Genomic DNA, 16,264 nt, shown 5'->3' on the forward strand with positions numbered 1-16,264 from the left:
ATGCCCTCAGGTAGACAGGCCGTCGTGCTGCTTGCCGCCCTCGTGGCGGGTTGCGGCACGGCGATCCCCGGTTCCCCCGTCGCGGGACCTCAGTTACCTCAGACATCGACGTCGCAGACCGTCACCGTCGTGACGACGACGCCACCTTCGAGCGGCAGCAGCGCTGTTCCCCCGCCTGCTCCCCCACCGCCGCCTCCTCCTCCCGTCCCGAAGTTCGGCAACCCGGCCGGCACCGCCGCCGTGCCGGCCGAAGCCGCCGCCGAGGACACCTCCAAGCCCACCCGCGTGATCGGCACCGGCACGCCCGCGTCCTGCACGTCGCAGGCCGTGGTCGACGCGGTCGCCGCCGGCGGGGTCGTCACCTTCGACTGCGGTGCGCAGCCGCACGTCATCCCGATGGCCGCGACCGCGAAGGTCCGGACGAGGACCGTGCTCGACGGCGGTGGCCGGATCACGTTGAGCGGCCAGGGGCAGCGCCGGTTGCTCGACCAGAACGGGCCGAGGCTGGTGGTCCAGAACATCACCCTCGCCGACGGCAACTCGACCGGTGACAAGACCGAGGGCGGTGGCGGCGGCGCGATCATGGTGCTCGGCGGTCAGCTCAAGGTCGTGAACTCCCGCTTCGCGAACAACAGGTGCGATGCCAACGGTCCCGACCTCGGCGGCGCCGCGATCCGCGTGACCGACTGGGCCCAGAAGGCGCCGGTCTACGTCGTGAACAGCACCTTCGAGGGTGGTGTGTGCTCCAACGGCGGAGCGCTGAGCAGCATCGGCGCGTCGTTCGTGGTGCTCAACAGCCTCATGAAGAACAACAAGGCCATCGGCCGCGGCGCCAACCCCGCGCGCGGTGGCACGCCGGGTGGCGGCAGCGGTGGTGCGATCTACAACGACGGCAACACGTTCACGCTGCGTCTCGCCGGCACGCTGATCGAGGACAACCAGGCCAACGAGGGTGGCGGCGCGGTGTTCTTCGTCAGCAACGACAAGTCGGGCTCGATGTCGGTCGAGGGCTCCACGTTGCGCCGCAACCCGAGCCTCGGTTTCGAGACCATCAAGGGGATCTTCTACCTCGGCGCCGGGGAGAAGCCGAAGCTCACCGCCTCGACGGTGCAGTGAGCCTGCCCGCGACGAGCAGCAGCGCGAGGCCGAGCACGGACATGCCCAGGCTGAAGCCGTAGACCCAGCGGAAACCCAGCTGCTGGGACACACCGGCGAGTGCGCCCGCGACCATGCTGCCGACGATCTGGGTGTTGCTGAACATCGTCGTGGCGTGGCCGGGGCGGGTGGGGTCGAGGCTCTGGAAGTAGGTGATGCCGACGCCCATGATCAATGAGATGACGGTGGCGTGCAGCAGCTGCGCGGCCATCACCTGCCAGATGGACTCGGTGAACACCATCACGCTGTGATAGCTCAACGCGATCACGGCACCGATGAGCACGAGCCGGTGCTGGGACATCCGGTTCGCGAGCGAGCCGAACCACAGCATCATCGGGATCTCCAGCGCCGCGCACAGACCCATCGCGAGTCCGGCGTCACCGGCGGTGCCCGCCAGTTCGGTCGTGATGAACAACGGCAGACCGCCCACCGCGAGCGCCACAGCGCCCTGCAGGAACAGGAAAGCAGCGGACACGACCATCATGTTGCCGCGCGCGGGCCCTGCCGCTTCCTCTTCCTCGGCCTGCTCTTCGGTCTGAGCGGGCGGCACCGGAAGCGTGAGCGCGAGCACCGCGACACCGAGTTGCAGCACGGCGGTGGAGGCGAAGAGACCGATCCATCCGGTCTTCGCGACGAGCAGCGCGGCCACGGGCGGTCCGGCGACCCACGCGACTGAGAGCAACGTGCGCAGCACGCTGACGACCATCGACGGTCCTCGTGAGACCTGGCGGCCGTACGCGAAGAGCTGTGGCAGCAACGACGACGTGATCGCGATGAACACCACGGACGTGCCGAGCAGGAACCAGTAGTCGCGCAACACGGCGAACAGGCCATAGCCGATCGCACCGGCGATGCCGCCCACGGCGAGCATGTACCGGCGCTGCACGCGGCCGTCGGACAGCTTGCCCATGATCGTGCTGGCGACGACCGACGCGAGCGGGCTCACGATCAGGAAGAAGCCGAGCTGGAACGGCGAGACCTTGATCTCGCTCGTGAGGAACAGCGAGCCGAACGGCAGCGCGAACGCCATCGACACGCCCGACACGACGCTGATGACGGAGAGTTGGAGGAACGTACGGGACAGGAGCGGCGAGGATGTTCTCTCGCGTAGTGCCGTCACCCCGTCATCGTGCGCGTTGACCGGTCAATCAGGAAACTACATTTCCCACTATGCGGCCAACATCTCACACAACAACGATCGCGCCGTCCCGACGGTGATCCGCACCACCCCTGAGCAGGCCTGATCCGGTCATTTCGACCACCTGGCAGCCGCCGAAGAACATGTTCGGAGCACTAAAACGGGTGACCGGGAGCTCACTTTCCGGTCGAATTCCCGGTTCGACGTGGAGGTGGTCGCCACTCAGGTGCATGCGGGGCGCGTCGACGGCGTCCTGGGCGGGCATGCCGCGGTCCAGGACGTTCACGAGCACCTGCAGGATCGCGCCGCAGATCCGGCTCGACCCGGCGCTGCCGAGCACGAGTTCGGCTTGGCCGTGCCTGGTGACCACGGTCGGCGCCATCATCGACGGCAGCCGGTCGCCGGGCGCGTGGCTGAAGAACCCGTCCGGCGACAGGTCCTCCTCCCCCATCATGTTGTTCAGGTGCACGCCGGCGATCGAGATCCCGGAGCCCGCGCCGTTCGTCGTCGTGACCGAGCAGGCCGTGCCGTCCGCGTCGAGCACGGAGATGTGCGTGGTGGAGCCGAGGCGGTTCAGGTGCGTCTTCGGGGTGGCCAGGGCGCGGATGAGGTCCTGCTGCGACGGGTTGTCCGGCAACGCTTCCAGCATCTGCGTGAGCAACGCACCGCCCGCAGCGGGCGGCGGGTTCGTGTGGATGTCACGGCCGCGATGCCTCACGTGCAACGGCTCGCGTCGCACGGCTTCGTACGCGTTGAGGTCCGCCTTGCCGAGGTCGCCGCCGTGGGAGGTGATCCAGTCGGCGACCGCACCCGCGATGTCGCCGGTGTAGAACGGCGCCGCGCCGTCGCTGCCGAGCCGGTCGAGCGCCTCGGCGAGTTCGGGCTGGACGAGCAGTTCGCCCTCCTCGAACGCGTTGAGGCCCGCGCTGTGGGCGAGCGGCAGCAGCAACGACGTCACGTACGCCTGGTACCGGTTGACGCGATGGCCTTCACGGGCGTGCATCGCCGCCGTGGCCACGAGTTCGTGCAACGGCGCCCGGCCGTAGGTGGCGGCAATCGCTGCACCGGCGGGCATCCCGTACGCGGCGACCGAGGACGGTCCCACGTGGAATTCCTGCTGCGCGTCACCGAAGTGGACGGTGATGGGGGTGAGCGGCGCGCGTTCGCCGGTCCGCCCGCGTCCCGGCGCCACGGCCGAGAAGTCCAGCAGCACGGGGGTTTCCCCGGCCGGGGCGATCATCATGTACCCGGCCGAACCGAGCCCGGTCAGCAACGGCTCGGTGACGCACGACGTCAGCATCGCCGCGACGGCCGCGTCCACGGCGTTCCCACCGGCGCGCAGCAGCGCCGCGCCCGCCTGTGCGGTGAGCGGGTGGCCCGCCGCGATCGCGCCTCGCACCGTCGACCTCCAGAAGTGAAGGCAGTCAACGGTAGACCTGGTCACGAGCGGCGGGCCACCGGGACTACGTCCTACTTCTTGGTGGCCGAGTAGTTCCGGAAGTTGATGTAGGTGTCGAGGATGTCCGACGACGCGCTCTCGACCGAGCGGTAGATGCCCCACTTGGGCCGCACGTAGTCGCCCTCGTCCGGGATCTTCACGCCGGAACGCTTGCCCTGCACAGCGATCGGCGCGTTCGCCCCCGTGCCGCTCCGCAGCACGAAACCGACGGTGCCACTGGAACCGGGCGTGATCGTCCACTCGACGGTGACCCACTTGTCACGCAAGGGGGCCAGGTTCGTGGCGGCGATGTCCGGGGTACCGGACGTGCTGAACGCGCGGGCACGGATCGTCTCCGTGTTGCCGCTGCGACTCAGGGACAACGTCGTCCACGGACCGCCGTTGGTGCTGGGCGTCTTGGTTTGGAAGATGTGCGTGAACTTGCTCGTGCCGTGCAGCGATGACGGCATGTACATCTCGTACGAGATGACCCACGTCTCGCCGTTCTTCATCTTGAGCGCGTTGCCGCCCGACACCATGCCCTTGGACTCGGTGCGTTGACGGTCGCCGCCACCGGTGGTGTCGCGGTCGTTCTTCCAGATGTTGAACCGGTAGGCGTCGCCCTGGACGACGATGTACTTGCCCTTGCGTTCGGGGAACTTGTTGCCCCGGTCGACCTCGATGCCCTCGAACGCCTTGAGGCCGTCGGTCGCGGGGTTCGGGCTCCACGCGGGTGCAGCGTGGGCGGGAGAGACGGTGACCAGCATCAGCGCGGCGGCCGTCAGTGCGATTTTCATCGAGCTTCCTTCCTGGCGGCAGCACCGAAGGTAGGAGGTCTCGACCTGCGTTGTCAACGAAAGTGACAAGAGTTGCCTGACGATGACAAGATTCATCGGAGCTGGGGAGCACGCCGGGGTTGAGAGCCCGGGCAAAACGGGTAATTCGACGACCATGGAGTGGATCACCCGGTTGATGGAGGCGTTGGGCTCACCCGGCGCGGGCATCGCGGTCGCGCTGGAGAACGTCTTCCCGCCCGTGCCGAGCGAGGTGATCCTGCCGCTGGCCGGGTTCACCGCCGGTCAGGGCAGGATCTCGCTGGTCGCCGCGATCCTGTGGACGACGGCGGGGTCGGTCGTCGGCGCTCTCGTGCTGTACGGCCTGGGCGCGTGGCTCGGACTGGAACGGCTGCGCAAGGTCGCGGACAAGATCCCGTTCGTCACCGCGTCCGATGTGGACAAGGCCGACGCGTGGTTCGACGAGCACGGCAACAAGGCCGTGTTCTTCGGCCGGATGGTGCCGGTCGTGCGGAGCCTGATCTCCATCCCCGCCGGGGTGTCCGGGATGCCGATCGTGAAGTTCACGCTCTACACCGCGGCGGGCAGCCTCGTGTGGAACACCGCGCTGATCCTCGCCGGGTACGCGCTCGGCGACAACTACGAGCTCGTCGACCGCTACCTGGGCTGGGTCTCGACGGTGGTGCTCGCCGCGCTCGCCATCGCCATCGTCTGGTTCGTGGTCTCGCGCCGGAAGGCACGCCGTTCGTAGAGCACCGACGCCACCGCGATCGCCAGGCCCGCCACCGACAGCGCCACGCCGACCCACGCCGTCGAGGTGTAGCCCCAGCCCGCCGCGATGGCCAGGCCGCCGAGCCACGCGCCCGCGCCGTTCGCGACGTTGAGCGACGAGTGGTTGGACGAGGCCGCGAGCGACGGCGCGTCCGGCGAGGCGTCCATCAGCCTGACCTGCAGGGCGGCCGCGAGGATCTGGATGGTGAAGCCCAGCAGGAACAGGAGGGCGAACAGGAACACCGGGATGCTCGCGGTGAGCCCGAACAGCACCAGGATCACGGTGACCGCGATCAGGCCGCCGAACACCGAGCGCGTCACGGACCTGTCCACGAACCGGCCGCCGAACGTCGCACCGAGGGTCATGCCGAGCCCGAACACCGCGAGGATCCACGGAACGGCACCGCCCGGCAGGCCGGCGACCTCGGTCGTCAGCGGGGCGACGTAGGAGTAGACGGCGAACATGCCGCCGAAGCCGATCATGCCGGTGAAGATCGCGAACCACACCGTCGGGCGGCCGAACGCGCGGACCTCGCCCTTCATCGACGCGCCCTCGACCTTGGGCACCAGCGGCACCCAGGCCGCGATCGCCGCCGCCGTGATGAGCGCGATCACCGACACCGCCAGGTAGGCCGTGCGCCAGCCGATCTGCTGCCCCGCGGCCGTTGCGAGCGGTACGCCCACGAGGTTCGCCACGGTCAGTCCGACCATTACGCGCGCTACGGCCGTGCCTCGCCGTTCGGGAGCAACGAGCGTGGCGGCGACAACGGCCGCGATGCCGAAGAACGCGCCGTGCGGCAGTCCGGCGACGAACCGTGCGATGAGCAGTAGCGACTTGTCCTGGGCGGCGGCCGACAACCCGTTGCCCAGGGCGACCGCGAGCATCAGGCCGATCAGCATGCCCTTGCGCGGGAGCTTGGCGCCGAGCACCGCGATCAGCGGCGCGCCGACGACGACTCCGGCGGCGTAGAGGCTGATCGCGTGGCCTGCCTCGTAGTCGGGGATGCCGAACGTCTCCGCGATCTGCGGCAGCAGTCCCATGGTCGCGAACTCGGTCGTACCGATGCCGAACCCGCCGAGCGCGAGAGCGGTCATGGCGCGGGTGGTGTTCAAGGCTTCCCCATGGCTCGTGAGCAGCGGACTTAGTTAGCTACCGCATCGATTTTACGGCTCTTCTGAAGCGCTTCAAAAGACTCGGGACCGGTGCCGCTCCTCACACGCCGATCGAGGAATACCGACACGATCGCGACCGTGAGACCGCCGACCGCGAGCAGCGCTCCGATCCAGTTCGGGGCGGTGTAGCCGAGGCCGCGCTCGATCGCGAGACCGCCGAGCCACGCACCACCGGCGTTGCCGAGGTTGAACGCCGCGATGTTCGCCGCGCTGGCGAGGGCCGGCGCGCCTTCCGCGGTCTGCATGACCCGCATCTGCAACGGCGGCACCGTGGCGAACCCGGCAGCGCCGAACAGCACGATGGTGATCGCGGCCAGCACAGGCGAGTGGGCGGTGAACACGAACGCGGTGAGGATCGCGGCCAGCGCGATCAGGATGACGATGGTGCTCTTCATGACCGACCGGTCCGCCGCCTTGCCACCCAGCAGGTTGCCCGCGAACAGGCCGACGCCGAACAGCACCAGCAGCCACGTCACGGCGCCCGACGAGAAACCCGCGACCTCGGTCATCATCGGTGCGATGTAGGTGAACGACGCGAAGACGCCCGCGAAGCCGAACGTGGTCATCAGCAGTGCGAGCCACACCTGTGGGTTGCGGAACACGGCGAGTTCGCTGCGGAGGTTGCCGCCCTGGGCCTGTTGCCGCGGCACGAGGAACACGATGCCGAGCAGCCCGATCACGCCGAGCGCGGTCACCGCCCAGAACGTCGAACGCCAGCCCAGTGCCTGACCGAGCGCCGTGCCCATCGGCACGCCCAGAACGTTCGCCACGGTCAGACCGGTGAACATCAACGCGATGGCGCTCGCCCTGCGTTGCGGCGCGACGAGGTCAGCGGCGACGACCGAACCGACGCCGAAGAACGCGCCGTGCGCCAGCGCCGCGATCACGCGCCCGCTCATCAGCACGCCGTAGGTGTCGGCCATCGCCGAGACCAGGTTGCCCGCGATGAACAGCACCATCAGCCCGAGCAACATCTTCTTGCGCGGCAGGCGTCCGCCGAGAACGGTCAGCAACGGCGCGCCGATCACGACGCCGAGCGCGTAACCGGAGATCAGCAGCCCCGCGCTCGGAATCGAGACACCGAGGTCCGTGGCCACCTCCGGCAGCAATCCCATGATCACGAACTCGGTCGTGCCGATGGCGAAGGCGCTGATCGCGAGGGCGAGCAGGGCGACAGGCATGTCACACAGTCCTTGAAGTCGTAGGTTGTCCGCGCGAGCAATAGTTGCATACGCGGGCAATTGCAGGCGACTTCTGTATCGGTGAAGCGCGTCACGCCGCCGGCGCTCAGGCCCTCGGCGTGAGGATGGTGCGGTCGAAGGGGCCGCCGTGCGCGGCCGCGTGGGTGACCGCGTCGTTGACCTGGTCGAGGCCGAACCTCGTGTTGCGTTCGGGGACGAGGTCCAGGGCGCCCGCCGCGATGAGCCGGATCATGCCGACGTTCGCCGTGCGCGGGTACATCCACTGGCCGCGCACGGTCACCGAGTTGCGCATGATCCAGGGGTAGGGCAAGGCGAGATCCGCGCCGCCGAGCATGCCGACGCCGCCCATCAGCACGACCCGCCCGTACTCGCGCACGGTCATGACTGCCGCGCGCGCCGCCGAACTCGGTGCCCGGGGCGGCAGGAGATCGAGCACCAGGTCGACGGGACCGTCGGTGGCCGCGGCCATGGCAGAGCGATCGGTGTCTTCGTCTCCGCTGAGCTCGACCGGGCTCACCCGCGAGCCGAACCGGTCGGCGAGCAGGTCGAGCGCGGCTCGGTTGCGCCCCGGTGCCACCACGTGCCCGGCACCCATCGCGAGTGCGACCACGACGGCGCTGCTGCCGAGGTTTCCGGTGGCACCGCTGATCAGCACCGTCTCTCCGGCCGCGAGTCCGCCGGCCAGCAGTCCACCGAAGGGAATGGTGTGCACGCCCAGCGCGGACCAGCGCGCGGGATCGGCTGCCGCGCCCGCGGGCAGGCGGTGCACGTTCTCGGTGGGAACCCGCATGAGCTCGGCGAACGGTCCGTCGTGCAGGTACCGGGCCAGCCTGGCGCCACCTTCGCCACGGGAACTCCAGCCCTGCAGCGTGATGTCGGGCGTCAGGGCGTCGTCGCGGGCACGGACCGTCGAGTCGCACCAGACCAGGTCGCCCACCTTCACCCTGGTCGCGTCCGGGCCCACTCGGACCACTCGGCCGACGCCCCCGACACCCGGCACCACCGGCGGTTCCAGTGGATAGCGCCGTTCACCGCTGAACACCTCGGCCGCGTACGGCGGCACACAGGTCGCCAGGACCTCGACCAGCACCTCGCCGCCGCCGGCCACCGGGTCGGGCACGTCGTGCACCACGAGGGGGGAACCGAACGCCGTCAACGTCGCTGCACGCATGGGAAATCCTTCCTGTCTCGTCCCTCGTCACGCTAGGAGCGCCAGGGGCATGCGGGAAGCGAAGATCAGGCATCTGTGCTATGCGTAGTCAGCATGGACGTGTCGAGTGCGAGCCTCCGGGTGCTGTGTCAGATCGCCGAGTCGGGCAGCTTCACCGCGGCCGCCGCACAGCTGGGCTACACGCAGTCCGCGGTCTCGCGCCAGGCGATCGCCCTCGAACGCGGCGTCGGCGCCACCCTGTTCGAGCGGCGGACCGACGGGGTCCGGCTCACCCAGCCCGGACTGACGCTGCTGCGCCACGCGCGGACGATCCTGGAGTCGGTCGACGCGGCCCAGCGCGACCTGACCGACGAGGCTCCCCGCACGGAGCTGGTGCGGCTCGGGCTGGTCCTCAGCGCCGGACCGGTGATCCTGCCCTCCGCGCTCCCCCTGATCGCCAGGACAGCGCCCTGGGTCCGGGTCTCCACCCGCGAGGGCACCACACCCGGTTTGGCCCGGGCGTTGCGCACGGGTTCGATCGACGTCGCCGTGCTCACCTCTCGCCCGCCGCACCGGCCGCCAGACGGCGAGTCACCACGCCTGCACGTCACGGCCGTTCAGGACACCGAGCTTCTCGTGGCGGCGTCGGCCACCGGCACGTTCGCGGGCCGCACGTCGGTACACGTCGACGAACTGGTCGACGCACCCTGGATCGCCAGCCCCTCGTCGAACGCGGAACCGCTGCTCGGTGTCTGGCCCGGCCTGCCGGGACGGGCGCACGTCGTCCACAGTGGACGGGACTGGCTGACGAAGCTGCACCTGGTCGCCGGTGGCGCCGGAGTCACCACGATTCCGGAGGGCCTGTCGCCGGTCCTCCCGCCCGGAGTGATCGTCCTGCGGGTCCAGGGCGCGCCACCCGAGATCCGCAGGGTCTTCGTGGCCCGGCTCCCCGGCACCGCGACGCCGGCGGTCACCGCCGTCACCGAGGCGATCATCTCGACGACACGCCCGTAGACGACGAAGGCCGGCCCCAGCGGGACCGGCCTTCGGGTTCGGAACCGGCTCAGATGCGCGGGGCGTCCACGAACGTCCGGCCGTTGAGCGGCTGCGTGGCACGGGCGTTGCCCGCGGTGAACAGACCCTGGAAGCGCGCGATGGTCGCGGCCGACACGTGCTGCTCGCCGGTCAGGTACCACTCGACGCCCTCGGTGAACGGCGCCGTGGTGAGCGAGCCGGTGTAGTGCAGCGTGTGGTGACCCGAGGGCAGCAACCGGTTGAGGTCGATGGGCTCGATGTCGACCGGCGCACCGCACTCGGGCGAGAGCCTGGCCAGCACGTCGTCCACGACGGAGTGCGAGCCGACGACCAGCGGGACGCCGACCACCAGCAGCTTGCCTTCGGCGCTGCGGTGCACGAGGTGCATCTCCAGCGGGGTGTTGCGGCCGCCGAACTGGTGCTCGGACGGCGTGTGGAAGTGGAACTGCACCAGGTCGTATCTGGCGCCGGCGACGGTGACGTGGCCCGCTCCCGGCTCGACCTCCGCCTCCTCCGTCTCCTCGTGGTTGCGGGTCGTGCAGCCGTTCGGGTCGGCCGCGTCCTTGCGGATGTACTTCAACTCCAGCGCGGAGTGCCCGTAGGTCACGTCGAGCTTGGCCGCGTGCGGGTCGAACCGGATCGCGTTGGGCGTGACGTTCACCGGGCTCTGCTTCGGTGTCGCCGACTCGGCCGCGCCACTCGCGAAGAAGGTCGCGGTGAGCACGAGCGGAAGAAGAGCCGGAAGGGACCGCTTGATGTTCATGGCGTTACTTTTCACCCGATCGGGTGAAATGGGGAAGTGGAGTGTGGTCGCGCTCTCATCGGCCGGAAATGTTCCTGTCGCCACAATCAGGGCGACACTGAAGTGCTTCAGCTTCCGGAAGTGCGTCGATGCAGTTCACAGCGCCTGCAAATCCCTTGCAACAAGGTCTTTCGAGGTCGGTTTGTTGTGCACACAAATTCGAATTGAGACGGCCACAAGAATTGAAGAACGAGGTCGTTCTTGATCACTATTGTCCGATTGGCGGCGGTTTGCCGAATTTGCCTGAAGTGACTCCGTTCACCGAGCGTGTCCGACAGAATGGACCGATGGTCACCGTCGCCGACATTCGTGCCGTGGCACTGACGCTGCCGCGCACCACCGAACACCTCATCCGCGACCGCGTGAAGTTCCGCGTGGGCCAGATCGTCTACGCCGCCCTCTCGCGTGACGAGACGGTGCTGGGCTTCGGCTACCCGCGCGAGGAACGGGAGGCGCTCGTCGCGAGCGACCCCGTGAAGTTCGCGTTCCCGAGCGAGTCCGACATGCGCTTCCAGTGGGTGCACGCCTCGATGGCCGAACTGGACGTCGAGGAGATGACCGAGCTCGTCATCGGCGCTTGGACGATGTGCGTGCCGAAGAAGGTCATCCGCGCGCGCCTCGGCGAGGACTTCATTTAGTCAAAACTGAAGCTATCGAGCACACCATCGTTGAGGGAGACGAACGTGCCGTCGCGGTGCGCGGTGGGCCGGAACCCCGACACCAGGCCGATTCGCGCGCCGCGTTCGGGGTCCCAGACCTCCAGCCCGTCCGCGCCGGCGACGTACAACAGTCCTTCGTGGCCCCACATCGGGCCGACGGGTCCCGCGAAGGGTTCCATCGGCCGTCCGCCCGGCACGGCGTACAGCTCGACGCCGTCGATCATCTCCTCGTCGTCCTCGCCGATCCGCTGGACGGCGACGACGTGCGGGGTGACCCAGGTGATGGGCTGGTCCCACGCGTAGAAGCGGTCCGCCAGATCCTGGTAGGGCGGGTCGCCGCCGTCCCGCAGCCACGTGTCGACGTCGAAGACCCGCGGAACGCCGACCGGATGCCACACCCAGCCGTCGGCGACGAGCCAGCGGCCGGACGGGCTCGGGATCAGCCGTCCCTGGAAGTAGTCCAGGTCCGGTTCCCGCTCGGTCAACACCTTCCCGCTCGTGAGGTCGAAGACGTCGAGCCGGTTCCACGAGGTCGCGGCGACCGCCTTGCCGCCTGGCAGGAACGCGAACGGGAACGACGTGTGCCACCGTTGTCGACGGCTCGCTCGACGCATCCCTCGCAGGCGGTCAGCAGCGGCTTCTCGACGCAGTCCACGCACGCCAGGTCGTACCGCGTGCCGGAACCGGTGAGCACGCGGTAGAAGTCCGGCGGTTCTTCGACGAGCAGGTGTTCGCAGACGCGCGATGGACCGGCGACGGCCGCGTGGCCGCACTCGAGCAGTCTCACAAGATCGAGACTACTCAGCGCAGAGGCAGCCCACCCCGCGTTCGATCCATTCCTGCCCGGCCCAGTCCGGGTGCCGTTCGATCAGCACCGCCCGCACCTCCGCGACGATCTCGTCGAGTGCCATGGCGGAGTCGCGGCGCCGCCACGTCTCGTCCCGCAGCTCCCCCAGGTAGTCCCGGACTCCTTGCAGCACCCGGATGTCACCGACCGACCCGTGGCCCGGCACGACGACCTTCGGCTGACCGGCGATCAGCCCGTCCATCACGTCGATCCACGCGAGGCCGGAGACGTCGGTGTCGTGCGGCGGGAACCACGGGAAGATCGCGAACTGCCCGGTCTCGGCGAGGTCGCCGGTGAACAGCACGCCCGCGTCCGGCACCTCGATCACCTGGTCCCCCAGCGTGTGGCCGCGTCCGGTGGGCCTGAGCAGCACCGTCCGGCCGCCGAGGTCGAGCGCGCGGACCCCGTCGAACACCTCGTCCGGCACCGGGACCTCGACGCCGGCCAGCCGTTCGGCGACCGTCCCGCCGAACCCGCGGAACTGCTCCAGATAGCCGGATCCCTTGCGCCGCAGGTCATCCGCCTGTGCCCGGTTCACCAGGTAGGAGCTTTCGAACACGGACGCGCCGAACGCGTGCTCCGGGTGGAAGTGGGTCGTAGTCAGGTGGATCCGCCGCCCGTTCGCGATCTTGTCCGCGAACGTGAGCACCTCGGTGGCGTTGGCGAGGCCGAGTCCGGTGTCCACGACGAGGATCGCTTCGGTGCCGCCGATGATCCCGATGTTGGGCACCAGGCTGACGTGTTCGTTGGGGATCACCAGCACGTCGGCGGCCACCTCGACGGCACCGGAGACGTGGACGGCGGGGTCAGGAAGGTTCATGCCCCCACTTCACCCGCGGAGTGCGGCGCGCGTCCAAGACCGTCTGCGCACACCCGATACCGCGCGAGTATCGTGCCTGATCATGGAGCTGCGGACCCTGCGGTACTTCGTCGCGGTCGCCGAGGAGTTGCACTTCGGCCGCGCCGCGCAGCGACTCCACCTGAGTCAGCCGCCGCTGAGCCGGGCGATCAAGCACCTGGAGCACGACCTCGGCGTCACCCTGCTGGACCGCTCCTCCGCCGGCGTGACGCTGACCGACGCGGGCCAGGTCCTGCTGACCGAGGCGAAGGTACTGCTCGACCACGCCGACCGCATCCGCGCCAAGCTCGCGCGGACCACGATCACCGTCGGCATGCTGGGCGACCACGGAACCCGCATGGCCGAGGCGTTCCGGCGCAAGCACCCGCACGTCGAGATCCGCGTCCGCGAGACCGACCTGACCGACCCGACCTGCGGCCTGCGCACCGGCCAGGTCGACGTCGCGCTGACGCGCGGCCCGTTCGACGCGAGCGGCCTGAAAACCCTTGTCCTGCGCGAGGATCCGGTCGGCGCGGTGCTGCGTGCCGACGATCCGCTGGCCGCTCGCGACCGGATCACCACCGCGGATCTGGCCGAGCGCGACTGGTTCCAGTTCCCGGACGGCACCGACGAGATCTGGCGGAACTACTGGAACGGCGGCGAACCGCGCAGCGGCCCGACGGTCCGCGCCGTCCAGGAGTGCGTGCAATCCGTGCTGTGGAACGGTTCCGTGGGCCTGGCGCCGCTCGGCCACGACCTGGGCGAGCTGGTCGTGGTGCCGCTGACCGACATGCCGCCCAGTCCCGTCGTGATCGCGTGGATCAAGGACGACCCGCTCACCCTCGACTTCGTCGAGGCGGCGACGCAGGCCTATCCCCGGCGGTAGCCCCACTTCGTGCGCGTCGCCGCGTCCTCGACGCCGGTGAAGCCCTCGTTCGGCACGAACACGTCCTCGCCGAAGTCGATGTCCGTGTCGTCGGCGTTGCCACCGACGGCGTCGGCGCCGACCGCGAACATCGCCTTCGGGTTGCCGCCCTGATCCATGAGCGTGTCGTGCTCGTTGAACTGGTGCTGGTGCCACGAACCGGAGAGGTGGCCCAGCTCGTGCGCCGCGATGTTGCCCAGCGCGCGGCCGACGAACAGGACCTTGTCGCTCTGCGGCGTGATGTAGGTGTTGAGCGAGACGGGCGGGCCCGCGGGAGCGCTCAGCAGGTCGAGCTGGACCATCGCGGTCTCCTCGTGCCCGAAGTTGCCGGGGTCGATGGACTGCGCGATCGCCACCGTCTCCACCCCGGACTCGGCGATCGTGCCGCCGATGACGAGCCTGCTGACGTTCTTCCGGCCCCACGGGTCGGCGTGGTCGCGGCTGTTGAGCAGCTTCACGCCGAAGTTGCCGTGCAGCGCCAGGTTCTCGCGGATCGTGTCGACCGCGACGGTCACGACGCGCTTCTCGTCGGCCGCGGTCAGGCCCCAGTTCGCGAGGAACTTCGACAGCGGCGACAGCTGCTTCTCCCCCGGCGGACCCCACACCGTCGTGTCGACGAGGGCACCGTCGAAGTCCACGAACACGGTCTGCGGTCCGGCTTTCTCGCTGCCGGGCCGGAACGCCTGGGCCGTCAGCTGATAGCGACCGGTGCCGTCCTCGACGCCGACGAAGTAGCGGCCGTCGCGCGGTGCCAGGAAGTCGGCGACCGCGTTTCCGCCGCCGGGCAACGGGTTCTCCTTCGGGTAGACGCCGGAGAAGTCCTGCCGGGAGCCCATCACCTCGCGGCCCCTGCTGTCGTGCACGGCGACCTTGCGCGCGGCACCCGCGACGGACGCGCCGATCACGTCGCCCGCTTGGAGATCGACGGCGAAGAAGTCCTTGTCCCCCTTGCCTTCGCCCGCCGCGATCGTCAGTTCGTAGGCGCCGGAGGTGTTCAGGGCGCCGGTGACGCGGGCGAAGAAGTCCGCGCCCGCGGCCAGGTCGACCTCCAGGCGGGCATCGGTGCTGACGCCCACGGTGTCGTTGGCCGCGATCTCCTTGCCGGACGCGTCGAACACCGTCAGCGCGGTGTCGAGGTCGCTGCCCTCGGTGCGGGTGTCGAAGGTCGTGTGACCGTTGCCGCGCACCCGGTAGAAGTCCTGGTCCGCGCCGGTGATCTTGCCGGTCGTCCTGATCGCGCGGTGGGTCGTGCCGACGCCCGAGTCGCTCGCGGTCTGCCGACTGTCGTTGGGTTCGGCGAACTCGGCGACGACCGGCATGGTCGGGTCCGCGGCCAGCGAGCCCGTGAACAGCGCGGCGCGGTGGCGGCGGAAGTCCGTGGACTCGGCGGTCCACGGGCTGTCGTTGCGTCCACGTGCCGATGCCTGCTCACGTTCGGCGTAGGTGTAGCCCGGTGCCGTTGCCGTGAGGACCCGTGCCCTGGTCCTCGCCTCCCGCGCCTTGGCAGCCTTGGCCAGGTCGACCGCGCCCGGATCCGCCAGGAAGGCCAGCAACGGGTCGGGCTGCACCACCGCCGGCGCGGCCACTGCGGTCTGCCCGCTCAGCACCAGCGCGGTGACGGCGATCGCTCCCAGTAAACGCATGCATCCCCCTGGTAGTAGATCAACCAGACCTACACCGTGAGGCGGACGCAAGAGAAGAGTTCTGGCCCAATCAAGACATGTGCACCGATACCGCGTAGTCGCCGCCGCGGAACTCCTCCCGGTCCCAGGTGGCGAACCGCTCGGCCAGCGTCAGCCCGGCCAGGGCGCAGTGCTCGTCGTACTGCGCGACCGTGTACCCGCGGTTCAGGCTGAACCCGGCGACCAGGAACCGGCCCACGTGCCGCGCCACACCGGCGACGAGCGCGTCCTGCGTGCCGGGCGCGGTGAACAGCGGCACGTTGCCCGCCATGACGACCACGTCGAACGTGCGCCTCAGGTCGAGTTCGGCCAGGTCGGACCGCACCCACGTGATGTCCGGCGCCAGTTCGCGCGCGTGGGCCAGCATCGACTCGTCGACGTCCGCCCCGACCACCTCGACGCCGTGCCGCGCGAGCTCGATCGCGACCCGTCCGGTGCCGCATCCGGCGTCCAGCACGGAGGCCGGCCCGAACGCGCGCACGAAGGTCGCCTCGCCGTGCACGTCCATCCCCGACTCGGCCAGTGCGTCGAATCTCCGCTGGTACTCCGCCCCGTTCCACACGAGACGCAGCCTAGGCGGCGCCTGACCATTCCGTTCGATGAGAGTCGAGAACGGTCAGGTGCCGCCCAGACCCGCAGATCGGCGGATACCGGA

At 69.3% G+C, this 16,264-nt stretch carries 16 protein-coding genes; 5 read left to right on the forward strand and 11 right to left on the reverse strand.

Translation table 11 applies throughout. The features are described 5' to 3' along the window. Positions 1-1,116, forward strand: a complete 1,116-nt coding sequence (locus SK854_RS43610; RefSeq protein WP_319981056.1) for a hypothetical protein — start codon at positions 1-3, stop codon at positions 1,114-1,116. Here SK854_RS43610 and SK854_RS43615 read toward each other — a convergent pair. The 3 genes from SK854_RS43615 to SK854_RS43625 all read right to left on the reverse strand — a co-directional run bounded on the left by SK854_RS43615 (position 1,094) and on the right by SK854_RS43625 (position 4,528). Beyond that, the gene (locus tag SK854_RS43615) at positions 1,094-2,275 is read right to left on the reverse strand and encodes an MFS transporter (RefSeq protein ID WP_319981057.1); all 1,182 of its coding nucleotides are present in this window, start codon (positions 2,273-2,275) and stop codon (positions 1,094-1,096) included. The genes SK854_RS43610 and SK854_RS43615 overlap by 23 nt on opposite strands. 64 nt (positions 2,276-2,339) lie before the next feature. Beyond that, a complete protein-coding gene (locus SK854_RS43620) occupies positions 2,340-3,692 on the reverse strand; it encodes a gamma-glutamyltransferase (protein WP_319981058.1) in 1,353 nt (450 codons plus the stop codon). A 71-nt stretch (positions 3,693-3,763) separates the two neighbouring features. Further along, positions 3,764-4,528, reverse strand: a complete 765-nt coding sequence (locus SK854_RS43625; RefSeq protein WP_319981059.1) for a hypothetical protein — start codon at positions 4,526-4,528, stop codon at positions 3,764-3,766. A 154-nt stretch (positions 4,529-4,682) separates the two neighbouring features. Here SK854_RS43625 and SK854_RS43630 point away from each other — a divergent pair, with 154 nt between their 5' ends. Beyond that, positions 4,683-5,276 carry a DedA family protein gene (locus tag SK854_RS43630; RefSeq protein WP_319981060.1) on the forward strand — a complete coding sequence of 198 codons (594 nt, stop codon included), beginning with the start codon at positions 4,683-4,685 and terminating at the stop codon, positions 5,274-5,276. On the opposite strand, the gene SK854_RS43635 is transcribed toward SK854_RS43630, so the two are convergent. The 3 genes from SK854_RS43635 to SK854_RS43645 form a co-directional block, all read right to left on the reverse strand. Then, on the reverse strand, positions 5,183-6,409 hold the full coding sequence (locus SK854_RS43635; protein WP_319981061.1) for an MFS transporter: 1,227 nt from the start codon (positions 6,407-6,409) through the stop codon (positions 5,183-5,185). The two genes, SK854_RS43630 and SK854_RS43635, sit on opposite strands and share 94 nt — an antisense overlap. Before the next feature lie 29 nt (positions 6,410-6,438). Then, positions 6,439-7,650, reverse strand: a complete 1,212-nt coding sequence (locus SK854_RS43640) for an MFS transporter (protein WP_319981062.1) — start codon at positions 7,648-7,650, stop codon at positions 6,439-6,441. A gap of 106 nt (positions 7,651-7,756) precedes the next feature. Continuing rightward, entirely contained in the window at positions 7,757-8,842 is a 1,086-nt protein-coding gene (locus SK854_RS43645; RefSeq protein WP_319981063.1) for an alcohol dehydrogenase catalytic domain-containing protein, read from the reverse strand. A gap of 93 nt (positions 8,843-8,935) precedes the next feature. Between SK854_RS43645 and SK854_RS43650 the strand changes: the two genes are divergently transcribed. Continuing rightward, positions 8,936-9,835 carry a LysR family transcriptional regulator gene (locus SK854_RS43650; protein ID WP_319981064.1) on the forward strand — a complete coding sequence of 300 codons (900 nt, stop codon included), beginning with the start codon at positions 8,936-8,938 and terminating at the stop codon, positions 9,833-9,835. Positions 9,836-9,884: 49 nt separating this feature from the next. Here the strand turns inward: SK854_RS43650 and SK854_RS43655 are convergent, their stop codons facing one another. Continuing rightward, a complete protein-coding gene (locus tag SK854_RS43655) occupies positions 9,885-10,619 on the reverse strand; it encodes a carbonic anhydrase family protein (protein WP_319981065.1) in 735 nt (244 codons plus the stop codon). A 326-nt stretch (positions 10,620-10,945) separates the two neighbouring features. Here SK854_RS43655 and SK854_RS43660 point away from each other — a divergent pair, with 326 nt between their 5' ends. Continuing rightward, positions 10,946-11,296 (forward strand): MmcQ/YjbR family DNA-binding protein, encoded by a 351-nt coding sequence (locus SK854_RS43660; protein WP_319981066.1) that lies wholly within the window; start codon positions 10,946-10,948, stop codon positions 11,294-11,296. Here SK854_RS43660 and SK854_RS43665 read toward each other — a convergent pair. After that, on the reverse strand, positions 11,293-11,931 hold the full coding sequence (locus SK854_RS43665; protein WP_319981067.1) for a hypothetical protein: 639 nt from the start codon (positions 11,929-11,931) through the stop codon (positions 11,293-11,295). The genes SK854_RS43660 and SK854_RS43665 overlap by 4 nt on opposite strands. A 183-nt stretch (positions 11,932-12,114) precedes the next feature. After that, positions 12,115-12,984 (reverse strand): MBL fold metallo-hydrolase, encoded by an 870-nt coding sequence (locus SK854_RS43670; protein ID WP_319981068.1) that lies wholly within the window; start codon positions 12,982-12,984, stop codon positions 12,115-12,117. 82 nt (positions 12,985-13,066) lie between these two features. Here SK854_RS43670 and SK854_RS43675 point away from each other — a divergent pair, with 82 nt between their 5' ends. Next, a complete protein-coding gene (locus SK854_RS43675) occupies positions 13,067-13,888 on the forward strand; it encodes a LysR family transcriptional regulator (protein WP_319981069.1) in 822 nt (273 codons plus the stop codon). On the opposite strand, the gene SK854_RS43680 is transcribed toward SK854_RS43675, so the two are convergent. Both SK854_RS43680 and SK854_RS43685 read right to left on the reverse strand, forming a co-directional pair. Next, positions 13,873-15,570, reverse strand: coding sequence for a hypothetical protein (locus SK854_RS43680; RefSeq protein WP_319981070.1), 1,698 nt, complete (start codon positions 15,568-15,570; stop codon positions 13,873-13,875). The two genes, SK854_RS43675 and SK854_RS43680, sit on opposite strands and share 16 nt — an antisense overlap. A 70-nt stretch (positions 15,571-15,640) precedes the next feature. Next, entirely contained in the window at positions 15,641-16,171 is a 531-nt protein-coding gene (locus tag SK854_RS43685; protein ID WP_319981071.1) for a class I SAM-dependent methyltransferase, read from the reverse strand. Positions 16,172-16,264 lie beyond the last annotated feature (93 nt).

Origin of the sequence: Lentzea sokolovensis, assembly GCF_033949975.1 — a bacterium.
GTDB lineage: Bacteria > Actinomycetota > Actinomycetes > Mycobacteriales > Pseudonocardiaceae > Lentzea > Lentzea sokolovensis.